Raw genomic sequence first — 22,996 nt, forward strand, 5'->3', positions numbered from 1 at the left:
AAGAAATTATTTAATATCAGCTTCTGCTGGTAGATAAGTGTCTCCGAAGAATTGTTTAGACAATTTTTCAAGGGTTCCGTCTTTGTAGAGTTCTTGGATGCGTTTGTCTACAAATGTTTTCAACTCATCTTGACCTTTGGCAAGAAGTGGGTAAACGTAAGGTTGTTGGTCGCTTGGAAGTTCGATAACTTTCAAGTTGTCCAAACCTTGGTTCTTGATAACTGTTTCAACACCGATTTTATCAAAAATCTTGTAGTCAAACTGGCCATCGCTCAAACGTCCCATGATTTGTTGGAAGTCAGCTCTAGTATAGTTAAGGACAGTTGGATTATCTGAGTGTTGTTTGTTGTAGTCTTCTAACTGTTTAGCAGATGTTGTCCCTTGAACAACTTCTGTTGATTTTCCACCGATATCATCAAGCGATTTGATGCTAGAATCATCTTTTTTCACTACAAGAACGTTAGGGTTTTTAGCGGTTGGCGCTGCGTAAAGGTATTTTTCAGCACGTTCTTTAGTGTAGCTGATGTTGTTAACGGCCATTTGGTAACGGTCAGCATCAAGTCCTGCAAAGACACCTGACCACTCAGTCTTCTCAAACTTGACATCATACTTGTCAGAGTCTTTAAAGATAGCGCGAACCACTTCAATTTCATAACCAGTCAATTCACCATTTTCTTCATAGTTGAATGGTTTTGGTGAAGCATTGGTTGCAACGATAATTTCTTTCTTGCTAGCTGCTTCTCCTTCTTTCTTAGCACCACCTGAACAAGCTGCTAACACACCTGCAGCAACAAGGCCTAAGGCAGCAAGAGATGAGTATTTAACGATTTTTTTCATGTCATTTCCTCCAAAATAGAATACCTTATAATCTTAACAGAAAAAGAGCATTTACGCCATTATATGATATCTATCTCTGTGATAGGTTTTCTTTATGGCTAATTTATACTCAATGAAAATCAAAGAGCAAACTAGGAAGCTAGCCGTAGGTTGCTCAAAGCACTGCTTTGAGGTTGGAGATAAGACTGACGAAGTCAGTTACATATACCTACGGTAAGGCGACGCTGACGTGGTTTGAAGAGATTTTCGAAGAGTATTAAAAGACCAAACGCAAGACTCCAATCAAGACCACTCCAAAGAGAACTGTGCCGACTAGATTACGGTAGCGAAAGGCTACCCAAGCTGTTGGAAAGACTGCTAAGAAGTCCAGCCATTTGATTTGAGGAAGACTCCCAACCTTGCCTGTCACTACGCTTGAAAGAATCAAGGCAAAGATAATAGAAACGGGCAAGAATTTCAAAAAACGCTCAACGATTGCAGGCAAGCCCTTATACTTGACCAAGATGAAGGGAATCATACGGGGAATCCAAGTCACTAAGCCAGAGAAAATAACTGCTAATAAAAGATACTTACTGACCATCTAAAACCACCCCCATTGTACAACCAAGTAGCGTCGCAAACAGAACAGCTAGCGACTGAGACACCACTGTTAAGAGTAAAAAGAAGGACACCGCAACAACTGCTAGGATAATGAGCAGATTGCGGACAGGAATCCGTCTTTGCATAATCTGGAATTGCGAAGCAAAAATGCCGATGAACATCCCAACCAGGGCAAAATCCAAGCCAAAGATTTCTGGATTTGGCAGCAGACCACCCAGAGCCGTTCCGACAACTGTTCCCACAAACCAAGCCACATAGCTGTTGAGATTGTTTCCGTGCATCCACATAGGATTGACCTTGTCTGTATGGGCTAACTCGCCCATCAAAACGCCATAAGTCTCATCCGTCAAGAGACTAGACATACCGATATTTTGCCAGAGACTGGTATGACGGAAATAAGTTGACGCATGCAAACTCAACAAAAAGAGACGCAAATTAATCAAAAAGACCGTCATAGCAATAGCTGCCACAGGTGCTTGAACCGCAATCAGTGCCAACATGGCAAACTGGGCACTCCCAGCATAAACAAAGAGGCTCATCAAGCCCATCTCAACAGGTGTCACATAGGGCGCACCAATAATCCCACAGGCCAAGCCAATACTGACATAACCAAGGGCCGTTGGCATGGCCGCCTGCGCCCCCTCCCAAAATCCTTTTTCTTTCATCTTTCTCCTCATATTGTCTTAATAATACTCAATGAAAATCAAAGAGCAAACTAGAAAGCTGGCCACAGGTTGCTCAAAACATTGTTTTGAGGTTGCAGATAGAAGCTGACGCAGTTTGAAGAGATTTTCGAAGAGTATAAGTAGGCTGAAAAGGCTCCAGCCATAGCATGGACTATTATAACACATTCAGGAAAGAGAAAAAAGTCTGCTGATTGTAATCAGACAGACTCCATTTTATTCTTATTTAATCTTGAAGAATTGAACAATTGCCACAATACCTTGATAAATAAAGACAAAGGCAATGGTGTAACTAATATAGAGACCGGTCATCAATGGGTATCCCATCATGATTAAACCTGCTACGATTCCTAAAATCCCCATCCAAACTAGAGGGGTACCTACCGATTTATCCGTCTTACGAACCTTGAAACCAACGATAGTTTTTGTAATACCATTTGTCAAGGCCCATAAAGAAATGATAAATGGTACAAATGTTACCATTTCAATAAAGCTACCTGAGAATAAGGTAAGAGCGAGGATGAGGGTAACAATTCCTCCAAATAAATTCCAGCCATGCTTTTCTTCTGATTTGAAGTATTGTACAATCTCAGAAATCCCTTGAACTGCAAATACAAGTGCAAACAAGAAAGTCATGGAAGCCAAGCTAATAAGAGGATGTGCAAACATATTAAAACCTGCAAAAACTGCAAAAATACCCGCAATTAGTAACAACCATTTCCAAATTTTCGACATTATTTTTCTCCTTTTTTAGAGGAATCTTCCTCTAGTATTCCATAAATCATCATATCCAAAACCTGTGATAATTGATGTTCATATCCTGAAACCAAGTTAGATAGAGGTCTGATTTCCCTGAAAAATTATGATACAAAACTCCTTTGGCAATACCATCCACTTTACAAAGTTCATTGATGACAAAACCTTGATAGCCTTTTGTAGCAAATTCAAACAAAGCAGCGGTAATGATTTTCTCTCTTCGTAGTCTTGTTTTTTCTTCTTTTCTCATGTATTTACCTCTACATTTTTTAATTATAAACCGATTGGTCTAAAATGTCAAGCAACTTTCTCAAAAATTTAACAGTCTGCTGATTGTAGCCATCATAAACAGACTGGAATCCAGTCTCAAACATATAATATACACATTCTTCGCTAAATGTTTTCACGGATATTCAAGAGTATGATAAAGGCAGCTAGAAGAAATAGCAATAAAACAAAGCTAACTGCCAGAGTTCCAAAGCTAGTAGCAATGGTTACCAAAGCTATTGTAAATAAGCTAGGTAAAACAACTGTAATGGCGCCGATAGAGGATTGAACTGCTCCCATTGACTCCTCAGGTATTTGTTTAAAAATGAGTTCCTGTAATCGAGGAGAGAGGATACCTGCGAAAAAGGCATCCAAGGCACTAAAGATAAGAATCCAGTCAAAACGAACTGCCACAAAGCCAACTAAAAGGAGTAATTGGATAATAAGCGAGGCATATAGGGCTAGTTTTATGGAGATTGTATTCTTCAGATAGCCACTCACAAGGCTTCCGACAATAAGGGCTGACAATTCAAGGGTGGATAACAAGGCAAGAGATTGACCTGTTTGTAAATTCAAAAAGGGCTGATTCCTCAAAAACAGAGTAGAAACAGGAACTGTAACATTTATCACTGCTTGACTAATAGAGATAATAAACAAAACCAAGAGTACCTTATTCATATTCCATATCAATTTTGATGATTGGAGCAGATGCTGGCAAAAGGATTTTACAGAGAGTCCTTCTTGATAGCTAATCGTTTTTTCTACTTTCAAGAGGTCTGTTTTTATGAAAAGAATACCTAAAAATGCGATTAAAAAGGTCAGAGCATTCAGTAAGGAAATAGACTGGATAGATAGAATACCTAGTAAGACTCCTCCTAGAATATTACTGATTGTTTTCACTAAACTAACAGTTGACTGTTTAAATCCAATAGCTTCTGCCAGATGGTCTTGCCCAATAATTCTAATGAAAATCGGAGTGAGCATGGCGCCTGAAAAATAACTCAATGTGTCAGATAAGAGGTTAATCAGACAAATAAATGCTACTAATAACAAGGAAAAGGACTGCCCTGAAAGTGATAAAGAAACGATAGAGTAAAGCAAAAATTTTGCAAAACTAATCATTGTATATTTTAGGACACGATGATGTTGAAAATCCGCCAAAACTCCCAGAAAGATTTGCAGAACTTGAGGAAGGGTTTCTGAAATCGTGATCAGTAAAATCGCCAAAGGGGCAAAAGATGCATCTGCCACATAATTCAAAAAGGCCAGATAAAAAATCGTATCCCCAACCGTTGAAATCCACTGGTTGATGGTTAATTGCCTAAAATTTCTATTTTGAAGAAATACTTTCATCACAACTCCTTTTAAAGTTCCAGTGTATAGAAAACAAGACTTGGTTTAATATTGAACTCCAAGCCTTGCTCATATTCAGATTCATCCATTATATGATGTTCATGCCGTATTTTATAATAAATCATATCTTAAAAATACCAGACCACACTATTCCCTGCTTGTATTTAGCTTCTTTCTTTTGGACAAATTTTGCTAAATCCAACAACTCTGTCGGCGGTTCACCTTTAAAGCTCAACAATTCTTTAGAGACGGCAAAAGAAAGACGTACAGCTAACAAATCTTCATTAGTACTAGAGAACTGTTTTGCTGTTTCCAGCAATTGCTTCCTAAATTCTTCCGTCAAGCTAATTTCTTTATTATTGTATAGGGAATGAATTAACATTTGTAACTGACTTTGTTTTTCCATCGTTTACCTCATTTTATCTAGGACGCCAAGTTTCACTTTTAGTCCAGCCATTTACAGTATGCTCATAATTAAACATATACTGTACGAATTCCCATCTATAAACCACTTCTGCGACTTAGGATCTGCTTGAAGTGCTTTACAAGGATAGTATAACACGAAAATTAGCTTATTTTAGAAAATCGCATATTTGATATTTTTTCTTATAGAAATTTCAGATTTGCAATTGTTGACTACTCAATAAGTTCTTTGTATTGCTTCAAACGCAATTCGAAGAGGGCTAGCAATTGTGGATTTTCTAATACTTGCAGAGGTTGGATAAATCTTTCAATCTCTTTTTGATTGCTTCCTTTGGTTTGAAGGAAAATCTTCATTTTCTTTAAAAACTGCCACAATACTTTTTCAAAAACATCGTATGGACGAAGCATGCTCTCTAGCTCAGCTTCAAAAATTGGGATATAAGAGAAAAGTTTACGCTCCATGAGTTCTGATATAATATTCAGAAATCCACTTTTCATATACAATCGATTATGTACCAACTCTTTAAATTCCCTAGATTTCTCAATTAAAGCGGTCGATAAAAATATCAAATCTTGATTGCTCAAGAAGGGCATGGTATTGCAAAAGAGATAGAGTTCAAACCAGGTCCAAGACTCAATAGCATAGAGATAGATAGTCAAAAACTCGCTATCTTCTTTTACTAATGGATAGTTCTTATTTAAGGAATGGAGTGCGTTTTTAATTACAATGGCATTCAAACGACGATAGGTCTCTGCCATCTGTTCTTGCTCGACTTCCTCCAACAGTTGCTCTAAACCAGCTATATCTTGGTGGGCAAAGCGATCCACAACCTTTCTACCAATCTGCATATGTAGGGATTCTTGATAATTGTTTAGCTTATGACCAAACTCATCAAAATTCATATTGATCCCTTGGATGGCTAGGATCAACTTATCCGCAGATAGCATAGACTGCCCTAGTTCAAACTTGGACAACTGAGAGGCTGTTAGACCAGCACAAGCCACATCTGACTGCTTGAGCTTTCTCGCCAAACGTAATTCCTTGTAAAATTCTCCCAACTCCATTCTCTCAATCATCTCACCACCTCCTATTTTTTATATAGTATATCATTATTCACAATTATTTGTCAAAATATTCTGACATTTAAGAGAGCAAAAAAGCCAGCCTTAAGCTGACTCCTTATTCTATGGTATCAAAAGCGAGACTAGGTTTGGCATTGAGGTCCAAGCTTGCAAAGTTTTCTTTGTTCCACTCGCTGACGCTGGCATAGGCAATCATTCCTGCATTGTCTCCGCAGAGGCGTAGGGGTGGGATGATGACCTTAACATCTGTGATTTCAGCTGCTAGGCGTTCTCTGAGGCCTTTATTGGCAGCCACGCCACCTGCCACGACTAGGGTTTTAACAGGATATTTCTCCAAAGCCTTTTTGGTTTTAGCCATGAGAATGTCCATAACTGCCGCTTGGAAGGACGCACACAAGTCCTCTGTAGATAGGTTTTCTCCCTTTTGTTCGGCATTGTGGTGAAGATTGATAAAGGCAGATTTCAAACCTGAGAATGAAAACTCCAGATTATCTTCCTTAATCATGGCACGAGGAAAATCATAAATATCCTGCCCCTGATGAGCTAGCTCATCAATCTCGCGACCTGCTGGATAGGTCAAGCCCATGACGCGACCGACCTTGTCATAGGCCTCACCAACCGCGTCGTCCCGCGTTTCCCCAACAATCTTATAATCTCCTGCCTCAGAAACATAGACCAACTCTGTGTGCCCACCACTAACCAAGAGGGCTAGCAAGGGAAACTCCAAAGGCTCTACACTCTGTGCTGCCATGAGGTGGCCAGCCATGTGGTTAACGGGAATCAGCGGAAGTCCATGTGCCCAAGCAAAGGCCTTAGCAGCTGACAAACCAACTAGTAAGGCTCCAACCAAGCCCGGTCCATAGGTAACCGCAACAGCTGTCACATCGTTTTCAGTAATCCCTGCTTCTGCTAGCGCCTCCTCAATACAGGCTGTAATAACTTCGACATGGTGACGACTGGCTACTTCTGGCACTACGCCACCAAAACGTTTGTGACTCTCAATTTGACTAGCAATGACATTGGACAAGAGCTCATCGTCGTTTTTCAAGACGGCAACACTGGTCTCATCACAGGATGTCTCAAATGCTAAAATATATCTATCCTTCATCTATTTCTCTCTTCATGATGATGGCGTCCTCGACTGGGTCATGGTAGTAGGCCTTTCGCTCAGCGATGACCGCCATCTTTTCTTTCTTGTAAAATGCTTGCGCTCGTTGATTTGACTTTCTGACTTCGAGGAAAATCTCCTTATCTGCCGGCAATTGAGCAAACAAGGCCGAGGCAATTCCCTGACCCTGATAGGCTCCTTTAACAGCGATTTGCAAGACTTCTGCTTCAAAAAGATTCTCCTGCACGGTTAGAAAGCCAATCACTTCTGCCCCATCGTAAGCTAGAGCATACCAAATCTGGTCTTGGGACAGGTCTGCTTGGATTTGTTCCAGCGTCCAAGGACTGACTGGGTAAACAGCTGCCATAACTGCGTAGATGGCTTGAGCTAGGTCAGGCTGTTGTTGGATTCGTTTGATTTCTATCATAGGCGTTTAATGTAGGATTCACCAGACTCGGTATGGTTCTTGAGCCAGTTTTCCTCAGCCTCGACTCGTTTAAGGTAATTCGGCACAAAGTCGTGCAAGGAGTCTGCTTCCTTATCCCAAGCCAAAAGAGCAAGATTGGCTGCATTAGGCAAGGTTTCTTTGAAATTAGTCCTTGGCAAGTGTTCTTGAATCTGCTCAACAAAGGGACCAACTTCTCCGACAAAGGTTACCTGACTAGCACCCTTGATTAGTTCGATGACTCGCTCAAAAGGCAGGTGCGCTTCTGGCATGACAGGTTTGGCATTTTCATAAAATCCTGCATAAACATTGTTGCGACGCGCGTCCATCAAAGGAACGAACAAGCCTTCTTGCTGGTATGGCACCAGAGCTAAGAGACTAGACATACCAACCAACTCGATGTTCAGGGTATGAGCCAAAGTCTTGGCAGTTGCTACCGCAATTCGCAAACCTGTGTAGCTACCTGGTCCTTCCGCCACCACGATTCGGTCCAAATCCTTGGGCGTCCAGTCCAAACTCTCCATCAAAAAAGCGATGGCTGGCATGAGGGTAATACTGTGATTTTTCTTAATATTAATCGTCGTCTCGGCAAGAACCTGCTTGTCCTCTAAAATAGCGAGAGAAAGAGCCTTGCTGGACGTATCAAAAGCTAATACTTTCATAACATATTCCTATCTTTTGGTCTGCTTACTATTATACTACAAAAGCTGGCACATGGGAATTTTCTTTATCCCTAAACAGGAATACCTAGACTTAAACAAAAAATAATTCGCAAATAAATTTAAAAAAATGCTCACTTTTCCTTTTCTTTTCCGAATATAAAAGTGAACAAGAAAAAAGGAGGAAAGTTCAATGACAAATTTTGACGTTCTTGACAATCAATTTTTATCCTTATCTGAAAATGAATTATCAGATATTGATGGCGGTCTCGCTCCCTTGGTTATCTTTGGAGTAGCAGTATCTTGGAAAGCTATTGCAGGTGGAACAGCACTTGTAGGTTCTGGTTTGGCAGCTGGTTATTTTTTAGGAGGAGATTAATATGATGAAAGATTTGAACAACTATTGTGAAATTTCTAATAAGGAATTGCAAGAAATAAAGGGTGGTTTTGGTGTAGGTGTTGGTATCGCTTTATTTATGGCAGGTTATACCATTGGAAAAGACCTTCGTAAAAAGTTTGGTAAGTCATGCTAGATAAAAAACACATTTTTAGAAGGATAAATTTTATTATCTTTATCTCTTATAGTTTGCTCAGCATTCTCAATGATTTAAACATTACTACTATCCCTTTACCAATCGATTTATCTGTTTGTATTGTTTTGTTTTTAGTCTTCAACTCTATTTTTGAGCAGAAGAATCATTAATATAAAGCTAATAAGCTCTGAAAATTCCATTGTCATGTCATTTTAGAAAAATGCAAAGACCACCTCATCTTGATAGATGGGGTGGAATTTTCTTTGCCCCCAAACAAAAATACCCCAGCAGAGCAGGGCATCTAAGCATTTAATCCAAAGTAAAATATAAACCAAACTACATAGGTTACGAGGAGGAGAAAAAGCGAGTAGAGAGTCACAAAGGTAATTTTCCACAAGAACTTGGTTTGTCGTTGTTCCAGTTTGGCAAATAGAAGATTCCCTCCATAAACGCAAGCAACAAAAACAATAAAAGCTACTAAGCGAGCTCCGATAGCAAAAGCAAATAAATTATACATAGGGCAACCTCCTTGACTTAAAAACTATAGGGAATTGTGACAAATGATAAATTCCACTTCCATTATCAAAATAACATATTTTCTTTATTTTTGCAAACGCTTACCAACGAGTAACCCTATGACTTTCTCGTTTCCGTCTTTTACTAATTTTTCATTTTGTGGTATAATTGAAATAATTGTAACGAATCAAGGTCAATCTAGACAAAAATGGAATGAAATCAAGCAATTCTCTGCTAAAAGTTTGGAATAAGCTGACCTGTAAATAGAAAGGAACTATATGATTTACAAAGTTTTTTATCAAGAAACAAAAGAACGTAGCCCACGCCGTGAAACAACACGCGCACTTTACCTAGACATCGATGCCAGCTCAGAACTTGAGGGCCGTATCGCTGCTCGTCAACTTGTCGAAGAAAATCGCCCAGAGTACAATATCGAGTATATCGAACTCTTGTCTGACAAATTGCTAGATTACGAAAAAGAAACTGGCGCCTTCGAAATCACGGAGTTCTAATATGGCCTATACTCTTAAACCTGAAGAAGTCGGCGTTTTTGCCATCGGTGGTCTGGGAGAAATCGGGAAAAACACTTACGGAATTGAATACCAAGATGAGATTATCATCGTCGATGCTGGGATTAAATTCCCAGAAGATGACTTGCTGGGTATCGACTACGTCATTCCTGATTACTCTTACATCGTGGACAATATCGACCGAGTCAAGGCTGTCTTAATCACACATGGACACGAGGACCACATAGGTGGCATTCCTTTCCTGCTCAAGCAAGCAAATGTCCCTATCTACGCTGGACCGCTTGCCTTGGCTTTGATCCGTGGGAAACTCGAAGAACACGGCCTCTTGCGCAACGCCAAACTTTACGAAATCAACCACAACACTGAGTTGACCTTTAAAAATCTCAAGGCAACTTTCTTTAGAACGACTCACTCTATTCCAGAGCCTTTGGGGATTGTCATTCATACTCCTCAAGGGAAAATCGTTTGTACGGGTGACTTCAAGTTCGACTTCACGCCAGTTGGAGAACCTGCGGACTTGCATCGTATGGCTGCCCTTGGTGAAGAAGGCGTACTCTGTCTCCTCTCGGACTCGACAAATGCGGAAGTGCCAACCTTTACCAACTCTGAAAAAGTCGTTGGCCAGTCCATCATGAAGATTATCCAAGGCATCGAAGGACGTATCATCTTTGCATCCTTTGCCTCAAATATCTTCCGTCTCCAACAAGCAACAGAAGCTGCTGTTAAGACTGGACGTAAGATTGCGGTCTTTGGTCGTTCTATGGAAAAGGCCATTGTCAACGGAATCGATCTTGGCTACATCAAAGCTCCTAAGGGAACCTTTATCGAGCCAAATGAAATCAAAGATTACCCTGCAGGCGAGATTCTTATCCTCTGTACAGGTAGTCAGGGTGAGCCAATGGCGGCCCTCTCTCGTATCGCCAACGGAACCCACCGTCAGGTACAACTCCAACCAGGTGATACCGTTATCTTCTCTTCAAGTCCAATCCCTGGAAATACGACTAGCGTCAACAAGCTGATTAACATCATTTCAGAAGCTGGTGTCGAAGTTATCCACGGTAAGGTTAACAATATCCATACATCTGGACACGGTGGCCAGCAAGAGCAAAAACTCATGCTCCGCTTGATTAAGCCAAAATACTTCATGCCTGTCCACGGTGAATACCGCATGCAAAAAGTCCACGCTGGACTAGCGGTGGATACTGGTGTTGAAAAGGACAATATCTTTATCATGAGCAATGGTGATGTGCTTGCCCTTACTGCTGACTCAGCTCGTATCGCAGGTCATTTCAATGCCCAAGACATCTATGTCGATGGAAATCGTATCGGTGAAATCGGCGCTGCGGTCCTCAAAGATCGTCGCGATCTATCTGAAGACGGTGTCGTTCTGGCAGTCGCAACTGTTGACTTCAAATCGCAGATGATTCTATCTGGTCCAGACATCCTCAGTCGAGGCTTTGTCTACATGAGAGAGTCTGGCGACTTGATTCGCCAAAGCCAACGCATCCTCTTCAATGCAATTCGTATCGCACTGAAAAACAAGGATGCTAGCGTTCAATCTGTCAATGGTGCCATTGTCAACGCTATTCGCCCCTTCCTTTATGAAAATACAGAACGTGAACCGATTATCATCCCAATGATCCTTACACCAGATGAAGAATAAATCATAAAACAGCCCCGATTTTTCGGAGCTGTTTTTCTCTATGCTTTCTTTTGAGATTAAAACTCAATAAAAATCGAAATCAGACTAGAAGGCTAGGCGAAAGCATAACTTGAGTTAGCTCCCATAGTTCGGGGAACTATGGGAGGCTGGAGATGAATCAAAGCCAAGCTTTGAACTCATTCGTAAGAAGCCGACGACGTATCATTTTGATTTTTGAAGAGTTTTAGAAATACTACGATTTTTACCTTCAAGATATACCATCAAAATAGAAATATCTGCTGGGTTTACTCCCGAAATACGGCTGGCTTGGCCGATGGTTTCTGGATTGATGAGTTTGAACTTTTGACGAGCTTCTGTCGCAATGGAGTCAATATCATCCCAGTCTATATTGGCTGGAATGCGTTTTTCTTCCATGCGTTTCATCTTGGCTACCTGATCCATGGCTTTGGAAATATAGCCTTCGTATTTGATTTCTGTTTCAATCAATTCAATAATCTTGTCATCCAAGTCCTCTGCTGCTGGTCCAATAAAGGCAACCACATCTTGGTAAGAAACTTCTGGACGGCGAAGGAATTCCTTGGCTGTCACTGCATCGGTCAACGGCTTGAAGCCCATCTCCTCAACCTTAGCATTGGTTTCCTTGACTGGCTTTAGTTTGATGCTGTCTAGACGTTTCATCTCATTGTCAAATTGATTTTTCTTGATTTCAAATCGAGCCCAGCGTTCATCGTCCACAAGTCCAATCTCGCGTCCCATCTCTGTCAAACGCATATCGGCATTGTCATGACGGAGAATGAGACGGTATTCAGCACGACTGGTCAATAGACGGTAGGGTTCAATGGTTCCCTTGGTCACCAAGTCATCAATCATCACCCCGATATAACCATCACTGCGCTTCAAAATCAATTCAGGCTTGCCTTGGATTTTCAGAGCCGCATTAATACCTGCGATAATCCCTTGCCCAGCAGCTTCTTCGTAACCTGACGTTCCATTGGTCTGACCAGCAGTGAAAAGTCCGGAGATTTTCTTGGTTTCCAGAGTCGCACGCAACTGGTGTGGCAAGACCATGTCATACTCAATGGCATAACCTGTTCGCATCATCTCTGCATTTTCCAAACCTTTGATAGAATGAACAAGTTCACGTTGCACATCTTCAGGTAAACTGGTTGAGAGGCCTTGGACATAGACTTCCTCAGTATTGCGCCCTTCTGGCTCAAGGAAGAGTTGGTGGCGTTCCTTGTCCGCAAAGCGCACAATCTTGTCTTCAATCGACGGACAGTAACGAGGACCCACTCCCTTGACCACACCTGTAAACATAGGCGCACGGTGGAGGTTGTTTTGGATAATCTCATGACTTGTACCGTTGGTGTAGGTCAACCAGCATGGCACTTGGTCCTTTACATAGTCCTCATCACGTGAAGTATATGAGAAGTGATTTGGCGCTTCGTCTCCTGGCTGAATCTCGGTCACATCGTAGTTGATTGAAGAAGCCTTGACACGTGGAGGCGTTCCCGTCTTGAAACGACCAATTTCGAGGCCCAGTTCCTTGAGATTGTCAGCAAGGTTAATAGAAGCTAGGCTGTGGTTAGGACCTGATGAGTACTTGAGGTCTCCGATGATAATTTCCCCACGGAGAGCAGTCCCTGTGGTCACGATAACAGCCTTGGCAGCATATTCTTGATGGGTCGCTGTACGAACACCGACAACCTTGCCATCTTCAACCAAAATCTCATCAATCATGGTCTGACGAAGAGTCAGATTTTCTTGATTTTCAACTGTCTTGCGCATCTCCTTAGAGTAAAGCTCCTTGTCAGCCTGCGCACGAAGGGCACGAACGGCAGGACCCTTACCTGTGTTGAGCATCTTCATCTGGATGTAAGTCTTGTCAATGGTTTTAGCCATTTCACCACCAAGTGCATCAACTTCACGCACGACAATCCCCTTGGCAGAACCACCGATAGAAGGATTACAAGGCATGAAAGCCAGCATTTCAATGTTGATGGTCGCAAGTAAGACCTTACAACCCATACGACTGGCAGCTAGGGATGCTTCTACCCCAGCGTGTCCCGCACCGATTACAATAATATCGTATTCTTCAGTAAAATTATATGTCATTTCTTAACCTTTCAAAAATTTCTCGTAAATAAGGAACTAACTTCTCCTCCTCTAGAGCTTGAGCCATAGTAACCCATTTAAAGTGCGTATGCTCTTCAAGATCTAATCTGATAATTGGCTTCTCCCCAACCCACTCTGCTTTATAAACTAAGCGAGTAAAGACCGTATCCTTAGAGGTATCCAGTTGACTATCTTCATGAAGAAGTTTGAGCGAACTGTTATCTAGCCGAACTCCCGCTTCTTCAATACATTCTCTAAGAGCTCCATCTCGCGGAAGTTCACCCTTTTCAACCCCGCCACCAGGAATATCCCAGTAAGTTGGATAAACATTGGGTTGTCCTCTTTTAATTTCCGAACGCTGAATGAGCAAATAATCATCTCCACTATGAACAAGTACATGGGCAATAAGCTTAACCATCCTTTTCTCTCCTATTCCTCAAGATGAATGTGTCTTAGTTGGCCGTCCCAATCTGGCAGGGCTGTTTTCAAAAAGGCTGGAACTAGATTGATATCCTCAAGCTTGTCTATGTCAATCCACTCACAGGGCTGCCTTTTCTCATCTTCCTGCATGGTCAATGGAGCATCTTCAAGCAAGTCCACCAGATAATGAAACTCGATATTGTGATAGGAAACACCGTCCTGTTCAAAACGATTTTCAACCACAAAAGCTAGCTGCCCAGCTTGAGCTTTGACACCTAGTTCTTCCCTCACTTCACGGACTACCGCGTCTTCCGTGCTTTCATTGACTTGGATGGCACCTCCGATAGTGTAATACTTGCCCTTATCTTTGGTGACTAGAAGCTTGCGATTTTGAAGAATCAAAGCTGTCGCCCGAACACCAAAAACCGTATTGTCTACTTTTGTCCGAAAGTCTTGCTGAGTCATTCTTGTCCTTTCCCTTAAACGACACAAAAACAGTCAAAACTCCAAAGAAGTGCAGGACAAAAAAGCCTGCAACATCCATGAGCTTTGACCATCATTTCTATTGCTTTTATTATTGTAGCAAATTGAGAAAATTTGTCAATCTAAATGTACTGACAAACTTGTCCGTCACGGTAAGCATTGTCAATCAAGCCACCACCTAGACACTCTTCGCCATCGTAAAATACAACTGCCTGTCCTGGTGTAATCGCGCGTTGTGGTTCCGCAAAGATGACCTCTGCCTTGTCTCCTTTGACATGGACGGTCACCTTAGAATCAGGCTGACGGTAGCGGAATTTAGCCGTACATTCGAGTGTAAATTCCTCTGGCATCTCACGAGTAAAGTGAACTTGACTAGCCTCAAGGCTGGTTGACATGAGCGAATCATGGTAGAATCCTTGTCCGACATAGAGGATATTCTTGCTTAGGTCTTTTCCGACAACGAACCAAGGGGCATTGTCACCACCGTGTTGCCCACCGATACCAAGCCCGCCACGCTGACCAATCGTATAGTACATAAGACCTGCATGCTCGCCCATATCGCGACCATCCACAGTCATCATGCGACCAGACTGAGCCGGCAGGTAGTTGCTGAGGAAGTTTTTAAAGTTCTTTTCTCCGATAAAGCAAATCCCTGTCGAATCTTTCTTCTTAGCAGTCGCAAGTCCTGCTTCTTCTGCTAGTCTGCGAACTTCAGGCTTTTCCAAATGTCCCAAGGGGAACATGGTTTTTTGAAGTTGTTCTTGCGAAAGTTGGCTGAGGAAATAGGTTTGGTCCTTGCCATTGTCCACGCCACGAAGCATGTGAACAATGCCATCCTCATCACGCGCCACTCTAGCATAATGCCCAGTCGCCACATAGTCTGCCCCCAAGGTCATAGCATAGTCCAAAAAAGCCTTGAACTTGATTTCCTTGTTGCACATAACGTCTGGATTTGGCGTGCGTCCCGCACGGTATTCCGCTAGGAAATATTCAAAAACGCGGTCCCAGTACTCTTTTTCAAAGTTGACAGAGTAGTAAGGAATGCCAATCTGGTCTGCCACCGCAGCCACATCCTTGTAATCTTCGGTCGCCGTACAGACGCCGTTTTCATCTGTGTCATCCCAGTTCTTCATGAAGATACCGATCACATCGTAGCCCTGCTCCTTGAGAAGAAGAGCCGTCACCGACGAATCGACACCACCACTCATCCCCACGACAACACGTGTTTTAGAGTTATCACTCATGGTAAGTCTCCCATCTATTCGTTTATTCACGATTGAAGGTCGTGTGTGCTTTAACGATTGAAGGTCGCTTGAGCAGTATTCATTATAACATGCTTGGTTAGAGAAGACAAGAAAGAGGCTGTCAATCGACCAACCTCTTTGTAAATACATATATAATTGTTTAAAAAGAGGGTAATTTATAGCTTAATCCCTCTACTGCTTATTATCTTATTTATAAAATAAACTAAAAATGATATACTATATTGAGGAGGAATACGTACATGATCCCTTAAAGATACTACCATCCATGTACGTAGAACGATTGTGAAAAACTACAAAGATATTCTAAAATCAAAAAATACCATTTTTACTATTATCATTGTCGCAAGTATTGGACTTTTAATAGGTTTAGTCATTCATCAAGAAAACATCTTAACAGAAAGAGGCAATATTGCTTTCTTCAAACGGCAAAAAAATGAACAAGATGTCGAACAAGTAAAAAAAGCCATCAAAGATTTTAATATCGATTCTGAAACAATTATAGAGGATTGGAAAAAAATTCAAGAATTGAAGCCAAACACTGACGAAGGCAAGCAAACATTAGCAGACTTTCTTACTTCTACTGCCGATAAAATAACCAATCATTATAGCGAAAAAGCTTTAAAAATGGATATAAAGGAATCCGATAGTCAGTTTGAAGATAAACAAACACTTGAAACAGCCATCACTTCCTTACAAAAAATACTAGAAATCATTAAAAGTGTTAACTCCACAAGCGAACAAGCCACTATTGATGAAAAAATAAAACCCATTCAAGAACTGATTTCTAAATTCCAAAAGCAAGTTGAAGTCTTGACCAAAAAAGAAGGACAAAAGACTGACAAAAAAGAAACAGAAACGACTAGTATCGAGGAGAGAAGAGAAAGCTATTCTTCACAAGGAAGCAGCTACACTCCAAGCTATACTGAGTCAAATGGGAGCAGATACAGTTCACAGGCACCTGCAAGCGAACAACCTTCATCTGATAGTGCTGGCAGCAGCAGAAATGATGGGGTAAGTACACAAAATCAAGCTGCTAATACTTCAGAAGCTCAAGCAGAGACTAATACCAATAGTAACAATGCTGAAGTTCCCACAATAAATAGTGATGATCTCGCTAGTTTAGGTGGCGGAGTTACATCATTCGGTCAGCGTTAATCCTTAAGAAAAAGACTGGCCAAAAAAGCTTTGAAATCATAAAAACGCATAGTATCAGGTAGACAATGAACTGCACCCCAAAAGTTAGACAGAAAAAATCTAACTTTTGGGGTGCAGTACACAAAAATCTTGATAATATGCGTTTTATTGTGGAAAGATTTACTTCATTTCTTCTGAAATTGAGTTTATATCCATCCTACATAGTAGACAAAAAATCATTACAAAACGGATAAAAATCACAAAATAAAGTCTCACACTGCCTTATTATGAAAATAAGCTTGCGCCTTTATTTTTACTGCTTATCAACTTTTTAAATCTTTATTCGCTTTCTTAGCAACTGCAATCTGGTATTTCACTTGTTCAAATCCTGTACCTCCCAAGGAATTTCGTCTTTGAACAGCAGTTTTAGGTTGCAAGTAGACATAAATATCCTCGGCAATGAGGGAATGATAGGTTTGTAATTCCTACAGACTCCAATCTTGAATATTTTTAGCACACTTGATAGAGTCTAGCACTAATCTTCCCACAACCTCATGAGCTTCTCTAAATGGCAAACCTTTCCCTGCCAATACATCGAGGAAATTTAAAATCGTTTCGACCGTATCAAACATCCCTTCCTTATCCTCTTGCAAATCCTTATTATAAGCTAAAGGCAAGGACTTCATGACTGTCAATAGTCCAAACAGATTCCCATAAACTCTACCAGTCTTTCCTCGAATCAACTCAGCCATATCTAGATTTTTCTTTTGGGGCATAATAGAGGAACCTGTTGTAAACGTATCTGACAAGGTAATGAATTGGTACTCAAAACTACAACAATTTATTATTTCTTCGCAAAAACGGCTCATATGCATCATGAGTATGCTGGCGTTGTATAGAAATTCTAAGATAAAATCGCGGTCACTAACAGCATCCAAAGAATTTGTATAAGGTTGCTTAAACTCCAGCAAATTGCTAGACAATTGCTAGACAATTGACGATCAATGGGGAAAGTCGTTCCTGCCAAAGCTGCCGCACCTAGAGGGCATAGGTCTGTATGCTTCTGGTTAAATTCAAAACGTTCACTATCTCTTTGAAACATATTGTAGTAAACCATCAGGTGGTGGGCAAAACTAATAGGCTGATCATGTTGCAGATGGGTATAGCCCGGCATGATCGTCTCCACATGATTTTCCGCCAAGTCTAATAAAACACCTTTGAGATGAGCCAGTTTATCTAGGACATGGCCAAGTTGTTCCTTAAAAACCTAGGAAAACTACATAAAAATTTCATTCCTAGGCTTATTGATGCTATTTATCTGTGGGGAAACATGAGTATTCAGTCAGTCAAAATAAGCAGAGCTAACTCATTTCCCCTCGCCCAATTCAATGATACGATGACATTGTTGGGCTACATAAGCATCGTGGGTCACAATAATGACTGTTTTCCCCTCGCGATTCATCTCTAAGAGAAACTTCAAGACCAAATCTCTATTTTCAGGGTCCAGCGAACCTGTCGGTTCATCGGCTAAAATCAGCTGGCTGGGTTTTAAGATGGCTCTAGCAACTGCAATTCGTTGTTGTTCACCACCAGACAACTCGGAGACCTTTTGATGCAACGTAGCTGGCAAACCTACTCTCTCTAAAATCTCTTCCACCTTTTTGAGCTTGTCTTTCTTGGACAATTTCACATATTTCAACGCCAGCATGAGGTTGTACTCGACCGTTTCATCATCAATCAGGGCAAAATTTTGAAATAGATAAGAGATATGTTCACGGATTATTGTTTGTGACTTGGCAGAATTAACCGCTAGGTTTGTCTGGCCAAAAATCTCATACCGTCCGCTATAATCACCATCTATTAAACCTAATAAATTTAACAAGGTCGACTTACCACTACCACTCTTACCAACAATGGCTACCAAATCCCCCTGATCAATCCTAAGAGACAAGTGATCCAAAATCACTTTTCCCCCAATGGTTTTGGTAATATTTTCCAACTCAATCATAAGATGCCCCCTTTCAATAACTCTACTAGACTTCTTTTCTCCATCCTAGAAGCCAAGACTAGCACAAATAGTATATCCAGACATGTAAAGCCTGCAAACAGCAGAAGTGGCAAGAACGCATGGGCAAAGAAAATCAAGACTAGAAGAGGGAGACTATAGCCCAGCAAGAGCAGAACGAGGAGAGGACGGTAGCGATCGACCAGTTTCCACCCCATAAACTTCTTGGTAATGATATCCCTACGCTTCAACAAGAAAGTTGTTACTAGTAAGAAGTAGGAAATCATCATGCTAAGGAGACCAAACAAAGCAAAGAGTATATTAAGATTTCGAACTGCATCTCGATAAGAATCTACTTTCTCTTGTTGAATGGCTTGAATCGATGAAAATTTTAAATAATTCCCATCTGATAATTTCTCAACTAACTCCGTAATCACTTTTTGATTTTGTTCTGTATTTTCAACTTTCATCGGATTGTTTAAACCTGTCGTTGACAAGCGAGTCTTTTCTTCCCACATCATGTCTTGATCATTTACCAGACTAATGATTGGATTGTGGAGATTTTCCTTTCGCTCATTATTATAAGGGAAGAAAGACCAATCTCCTTCATAGTAGGCAATTTCTACATCCATATCTTCTATCCTTTGCTTTTGCTGATCTTCATACCTCATAGAAAGATAGGCTATGGATTTTCCCAAGAACTGATTCTTGCCTTCTTGTCCTTTGGCACTGGCTGGCATCAAAATAACTTTTTTAGTGCTGGTATCTGGTAACTTGAATCCCTTGCTCTTTAGAAAATTGCTATTAGCATAGTAAACATCTACCTTATCAGGCAGTTGGTAGTGCTGCACTTGTTCTGCTTTGATGACTGGTTTGATAGGAAGACTCGCACTTCGCACATAATTTACTTGTATTTTTGCTAGCAAATCTTGATAAAATTGGTAGAAATAATCTGTAGATTTCCCTGAACCTGCTAGCTCTTCTTGCCACAGGTTGTCATTGAGTTGGAAGGTTTCTAAGGTCAAGTAATTCCCTTGGTTTACCCACTGTTGCTGATAAGCAAGTTCTTTGTTTTCTTGTTCTAGACTTCTGCCTACCCCAATCAGTAAGGCCGTCAGTAAAATAGTTGTCCCTATTTTCATCACATAATTGAAGATGAGACCAAGTTTGACAGATGAAAAACCTTTCAACATGGAACTAACTGTCATTTTCTGAATCATCAGATAGGTCAGCCAACTGATGAACAAATACAACTGTAAAAGCAGAAATTGGGATAAGAGTAAACTTGGGAACAGAAGTTTTGGCCTGTAGTCCAGCACTAAAAATAGTCCCAAGTCAATGACAAGACTTCCACCCAAGAGAAGATAAAAATTAGTCTTTACAAAACCAGCTAAAATTGCCCCGCTTTGAAAACCAAGTAACTTTTGAACCCCCACTCGTTTCATCTCCATCATCGGCTGATAAACTGTTACTAACACAAGAAGTAAAATAGCCAAGACAAAAACAATGGCAGATAAAAGCAAATCTCGATTTATGACTTCCACTGCACTTTTATAGGTAGGCTCTAGCAAGGTAGCCTGGTCTATCTTGAAAAAATCGCTCCATTTCTGTACAATCCTATCCTTATCCATCTCTTGTGTAGAAGTTATCGTATAGCGACCATTTAAACTACGAGATGTATCCTTGATATAGGTTTGAAAAGTCATAAGCTGAATAGGCTTGGCTTTTAGAAGGGTCGGAATCGTACCAAGTTTATTAGAAATTTCTTTATTACTGTAGACTCCTTCACCATCTGTGGTAAAATCAAGAGAAGAAATCCCAAACTCTTGGTAGGGGAAGGTATCTTTATCAAAAACACCAGACTTGATTACCTCATCACCACTGTCTGTTTTGATGATGGAGACCTTGTACTCCTTTGATACATCCTCAAAAAATCGAAGAACAGACGCTGCAGGTTCGTTAATATCTTTCAAATACAAATCCAAAGAATCTACAGTCTTTCCCATTTCCCGAATCCGAACCGCTTCACGTGTGTAGTTTACATTAAAAACAAAAAAAGTGGTACACAGCAAGAGCAGAAACATACAAAGATGACTGATTTTTTTCATAGAGATACCTCCCGTGAAGAGACGAGGCTAGCAAAAACTAACTTCCTAATAAAACCACACTGTAATTCCAATCTTAAACACAATCAAATCAAAATGAATACTGTGTGGTTTTTGAATTTTTGAACGTTCAGAGATTGGCTTTTTGGGCAATTGTCTATCAAAATGTCCTTTTATCTGTCAATAATCCTAAAAAATCTTGTCGTTTCAAGTCGGAGAAATGTTTGGTAGAAAGACTTCCCCTCTGAATGCCATCATCTCTGACCTGCAAATAATAGCTATGTTGGCTTGTTTTGATTGTCAAAAAATCTCCAAATACAAAAGCTCTTTTCCAGTTGCGAATCTCAAATTCTTTCATCCCTGATTTTGGAATGCGGATAAGTCCTTGCCGCAAATCACGATGATGCTCACTTGTGAAAGTCATCCCATTCCCAAGATTTCTTATCAGTAGTTCATCTGGAGTTACCATCACCAGCGCTATTTTAGTTAAGAAAATTTCAACTGTTGGTGGTAAAATCGCTAGATTAAACCAAGGGTGTAAGTAGCGATAAGCTAAGAAATAGTGAGGTTCCTCACTCAATGCTAGTTGTTTATATAAGGTCTTGACCTCACTGTCTAACCTCGCTTCAAAAGACACATCCGAATGCTCTTCTTCCTTCCTCTGATTAAAATAACGCATCCAGACTAGGAAACCTATAAAGACTATGATAAATATTCCTGATAAGATATATTTTAAATTATAGTTCATCACTTAACCTCCTGATTCACTACTCCACTTAAAGCAGAGGCCTATTTATTTTGAAAATAGTTCCATAACAACTTTAAATAAAACTGGTGTCATTAAAATTAGGATAATTCCTATCACAAATATCATGACTACTCGAAAAAGCTCCTTAATTTTAAACATTTTTCCACGCCTTTTCTAGCTACATCATAATTCTCGAATAAATACAAAGTTAAGAATACCGTTTTTGGTAGCGTTTACACAACTCGTTTCACCTATATTATAAATCAACATATATAACCTGTCAAGCAATTCAAGCAACATATTAGATATTTTTGAAAAGAAGAATTATAGTTATATCTTGCACATAAAAAAGATAGCTTCTGCTATCCTCATACATTCTCTGACTGCTTATCCATCAGATATTGTTCTACCTTTAGTGCCATAACTTCATTATTTTCAATTAGATAGAGCACCTTAGCTTTCATATAATAGTCCTTAGCAACAGAGATATCAAGATTTTCTGTTACATTTCCCAACAAGCAATATAAATCTGCTAACCTAAAGCTACTATGATACTTGTTACAAAATTCAATCATCTCTAATAATAGCGCTCTGGACTTGTCCATCTCCTCCTGTTTCCAAAGGTGGTAACAATAATTGTATTTTATTTTGATATACAACTCAATTTGTTCACGCACACTGGTATCGATTTTTGAAAGAGCTACGGAAACCTGTTCATATAGTTGTTCAAATTTCTCCTTATCCTCATCATAGCCTAAGAAAATCAGCAGGGTATTCAAAATATACAAATAATCCACTTTATCAATACTAATCCTACTGAGGATGTCCTCTATTTTTGAAATAGCTAGTTTTAATTGATGTTCACATTGATAGGTTAGAATGGCATCTATCCAGTCCAGATAAATCTTTTCATCAAAAGATAAAGAAGTCTGTTGCTTTCTTTCTCCCTCAAAGGCATATTTTAAAGAGGCATAATCTTGATTTTCCAACAATGTTTCAGACAATCTCTTGAAAGCAGATAAACCTAGAAACTCTTTCGAAATTTCTCCTGAAAAGAAATAGTCCATATTTAAGCCCATTTTTTCAGATAATTTATATAACAAATCTGCTCCTGGCATATATTTACCTTGTTCCATTCGACTTATCTGAGTTTGTTGGCAAATTCCTTCTGCCAACTCTTTTTGCGACCAGCCCAGCTCTTTTCGCTTATTTTTTAATCTTGTTGCTAATAATGCATGCATGCTAACCACCACTATTTATATTCT

At 40.2% G+C, this 22,996-nt stretch carries 25 protein-coding genes and 1 pseudogene; 5 read left to right on the forward strand and 21 right to left on the reverse strand.

Going from position 1 to position 22,996, the window contains the following annotated elements; genetic code table 11:
• Positions 1-6 precede the first annotated feature (6 nt).
• The 11 genes from OCF95_RS04145 to tsaB form a co-directional block, all read right to left on the reverse strand.
• Complete coding sequence (locus OCF95_RS04145) at positions 7-837, reverse strand: amino acid ABC transporter substrate-binding protein (RefSeq protein ID WP_020901826.1); 831 nt, start codon at positions 835-837, stop codon at positions 7-9.
• 256 nt (positions 838-1,093) lie between these two features.
• Positions 1,094-1,417, reverse strand: coding sequence for an AzlD domain-containing protein (locus OCF95_RS04150; protein WP_020901825.1), 324 nt, complete (start codon positions 1,415-1,417; stop codon positions 1,094-1,096).
• On the reverse strand, positions 1,407-2,102 hold the full coding sequence (locus OCF95_RS04155) for an AzlC family ABC transporter permease (RefSeq protein ID WP_000659743.1): 696 nt from the start codon (positions 2,100-2,102) through the stop codon (positions 1,407-1,409). Before OCF95_RS04155 ends, OCF95_RS04150 begins: the two co-directional genes overlap by 11 nt.
• A gap of 240 nt (positions 2,103-2,342) precedes the next feature.
• Positions 2,343-2,855, reverse strand: coding sequence for an HdeD family acid-resistance protein (locus tag OCF95_RS04160; RefSeq protein WP_023948489.1), 513 nt, complete (start codon positions 2,853-2,855; stop codon positions 2,343-2,345).
• Positions 2,856-2,904: 49 nt separating this feature from the next.
• The gene (locus tag OCF95_RS04165) at positions 2,905-3,126 is read right to left on the reverse strand and encodes a TetR/AcrR family transcriptional regulator (protein ID WP_004250194.1); all 222 of its coding nucleotides are present in this window, start codon (positions 3,124-3,126) and stop codon (positions 2,905-2,907) included.
• Between the two features lie 143 nt (positions 3,127-3,269).
• Positions 3,270-4,496: an MFS transporter gene (locus OCF95_RS04170; RefSeq protein ID WP_004254988.1), complete on the reverse strand. Its 1,227-nt coding sequence runs from the start codon at positions 4,494-4,496 to the stop codon at positions 3,270-3,272.
• Positions 4,497-4,617: 121 nt separating this feature from the next.
• Positions 4,618-4,902, reverse strand: a complete 285-nt coding sequence (locus tag OCF95_RS04175; protein ID WP_004254985.1) for a bacteriocin immunity protein — start codon at positions 4,900-4,902, stop codon at positions 4,618-4,620.
• Between the two features lie 230 nt (positions 4,903-5,132).
• Positions 5,133-5,996 carry an Rgg/GadR/MutR family transcriptional regulator gene (locus OCF95_RS04180; protein ID WP_261104959.1) on the reverse strand — a complete coding sequence of 288 codons (864 nt, stop codon included), beginning with the start codon at positions 5,994-5,996 and terminating at the stop codon, positions 5,133-5,135.
• A 103-nt stretch (positions 5,997-6,099) separates the two neighbouring features.
• Positions 6,100-7,110 carry a tRNA (adenosine(37)-N6)-threonylcarbamoyltransferase complex transferase subunit TsaD gene (gene tsaD, locus OCF95_RS04185; protein ID WP_261104960.1) on the reverse strand — a complete coding sequence of 337 codons (1,011 nt, stop codon included), beginning with the start codon at positions 7,108-7,110 and terminating at the stop codon, positions 6,100-6,102.
• Positions 7,100-7,537: a ribosomal protein S18-alanine N-acetyltransferase gene (rimI, locus tag OCF95_RS04190; RefSeq protein ID WP_261104961.1), complete on the reverse strand. Its 438-nt coding sequence runs from the start codon at positions 7,535-7,537 to the stop codon at positions 7,100-7,102. The genes tsaD and rimI overlap by 11 nt, the downstream gene beginning before the upstream one ends.
• Positions 7,534-8,217 carry a tRNA (adenosine(37)-N6)-threonylcarbamoyltransferase complex dimerization subunit type 1 TsaB gene (tsaB, locus tag OCF95_RS04195; RefSeq protein WP_261104962.1) on the reverse strand — a complete coding sequence of 228 codons (684 nt, stop codon included), beginning with the start codon at positions 8,215-8,217 and terminating at the stop codon, positions 7,534-7,536. The genes rimI and tsaB overlap by 4 nt, the downstream gene beginning before the upstream one ends.
• A 190-nt stretch (positions 8,218-8,407) precedes the next feature.
• Here tsaB and cibA point away from each other — a divergent pair, with 190 nt between their 5' ends.
• Together cibA and cibB are read left to right on the forward strand one after the other, a co-directional pair.
• Complete coding sequence (gene cibA, locus OCF95_RS04200) at positions 8,408-8,593, forward strand: fratricide two-peptide bacteriocin subunit CibA (protein ID WP_000180843.1); 186 nt, start codon at positions 8,408-8,410, stop codon at positions 8,591-8,593.
• 1 nt (position 8,594) lies between these two features.
• Positions 8,595-8,747: a fratricide two-peptide bacteriocin subunit CibB gene (gene cibB, locus OCF95_RS04205; RefSeq protein WP_000974044.1), complete on the forward strand. Its 153-nt coding sequence runs from the start codon at positions 8,595-8,597 to the stop codon at positions 8,745-8,747.
• A gap of 301 nt (positions 8,748-9,048) precedes the next feature.
• Here cibB and OCF95_RS04210 read toward each other — a convergent pair whose 3' ends face one another.
• Positions 9,049-9,264, reverse strand: a complete 216-nt coding sequence (locus OCF95_RS04210; protein WP_049500723.1) for a hypothetical protein — start codon at positions 9,262-9,264, stop codon at positions 9,049-9,051.
• Positions 9,265-9,541: 277 nt separating this feature from the next.
• On the opposite strand from OCF95_RS04210, the gene OCF95_RS04215 reads away from it, so the two are divergent.
• A complete protein-coding gene (locus OCF95_RS04215) occupies positions 9,542-9,775 on the forward strand; it encodes a DNA-dependent RNA polymerase subunit epsilon (RefSeq protein ID WP_000639572.1) in 234 nt (77 codons plus the stop codon).
• A gap of 1 nt (position 9,776) precedes the next feature.
• Positions 9,777-11,456 carry a ribonuclease J1 gene (gene rnjA, locus OCF95_RS04220; protein ID WP_033682444.1) on the forward strand — a complete coding sequence of 560 codons (1,680 nt, stop codon included), beginning with the start codon at positions 9,777-9,779 and terminating at the stop codon, positions 11,454-11,456.
• Between the two features lie 201 nt (positions 11,457-11,657).
• Here the strand turns inward: rnjA and mnmG are convergent, their stop codons facing one another.
• From mnmG to mnmA, 4 genes are all read right to left on the reverse strand, one after another.
• Complete coding sequence (gene mnmG / locus OCF95_RS04225) at positions 11,658-13,571, reverse strand: tRNA uridine-5-carboxymethylaminomethyl(34) synthesis enzyme MnmG (protein ID WP_125415403.1); 1,914 nt, start codon at positions 13,569-13,571, stop codon at positions 11,658-11,660.
• Entirely contained in the window at positions 13,561-13,989 is a 429-nt protein-coding gene (locus tag OCF95_RS04230; RefSeq protein ID WP_020902664.1) for an NUDIX hydrolase, read from the reverse strand. Before OCF95_RS04230 ends, mnmG begins: the two co-directional genes overlap by 11 nt.
• An 11-nt stretch (positions 13,990-14,000) precedes the next feature.
• The gene (locus tag OCF95_RS04235) at positions 14,001-14,456 is read right to left on the reverse strand and encodes an NUDIX hydrolase (RefSeq protein ID WP_261104963.1); all 456 of its coding nucleotides are present in this window, start codon (positions 14,454-14,456) and stop codon (positions 14,001-14,003) included.
• Between the two features lie 140 nt (positions 14,457-14,596).
• Positions 14,597-15,718: a tRNA 2-thiouridine(34) synthase MnmA gene (gene mnmA / locus OCF95_RS04240; RefSeq protein WP_261041680.1), complete on the reverse strand. Its 1,122-nt coding sequence runs from the start codon at positions 15,716-15,718 to the stop codon at positions 14,597-14,599.
• Positions 15,719-16,021: 303 nt separating this feature from the next.
• On the opposite strand from mnmA, the gene OCF95_RS04245 reads away from it, so the two are divergent.
• The gene (locus tag OCF95_RS04245) at positions 16,022-16,894 is read left to right on the forward strand and encodes a hypothetical protein (RefSeq protein WP_261104964.1); all 873 of its coding nucleotides are present in this window, start codon (positions 16,022-16,024) and stop codon (positions 16,892-16,894) included.
• Positions 16,895-17,196: 302 nt separating this feature from the next.
• On the opposite strand, the pseudogene argH reads toward OCF95_RS04245, so the two are convergent.
• The 5 genes and pseudogenes from argH to OCF95_RS04270 form a co-directional block, all read right to left on the reverse strand.
• Positions 17,197-18,134: pseudogene (argH, locus tag OCF95_RS04250) on the reverse strand (argininosuccinate lyase); the annotation flags it as partial.
• A gap of 105 nt (positions 18,135-18,239) precedes the next feature.
• Positions 18,240-18,881, reverse strand: a complete 642-nt coding sequence (locus OCF95_RS04255) for an ABC transporter ATP-binding protein (protein WP_261104965.1) — start codon at positions 18,879-18,881, stop codon at positions 18,240-18,242.
• Positions 18,878-20,986 (reverse strand): bacteriocin-associated integral membrane family protein, encoded by a 2,109-nt coding sequence (locus OCF95_RS04260; RefSeq protein ID WP_261104966.1) that lies wholly within the window; start codon positions 20,984-20,986, stop codon positions 18,878-18,880. Before OCF95_RS04260 ends, OCF95_RS04255 begins: the two co-directional genes overlap by 4 nt.
• A 157-nt stretch (positions 20,987-21,143) precedes the next feature.
• Complete coding sequence (locus OCF95_RS04265; RefSeq protein ID WP_261104967.1) at positions 21,144-21,731, reverse strand: hypothetical protein; 588 nt, start codon at positions 21,729-21,731, stop codon at positions 21,144-21,146.
• A 368-nt stretch (positions 21,732-22,099) separates the two neighbouring features.
• Positions 22,100-22,972, reverse strand: a complete 873-nt coding sequence (locus OCF95_RS04270) for a helix-turn-helix domain-containing protein (protein WP_049534750.1) — start codon at positions 22,970-22,972, stop codon at positions 22,100-22,102.
• Positions 22,973-22,996: the final 24 nt, after the last annotated feature.

This window comes from Streptococcus mitis, from assembly GCF_946188615.1.
Lineage (GTDB): Bacteria > Bacillota > Bacilli > Lactobacillales > Streptococcaceae > Streptococcus > Streptococcus mitis_BZ.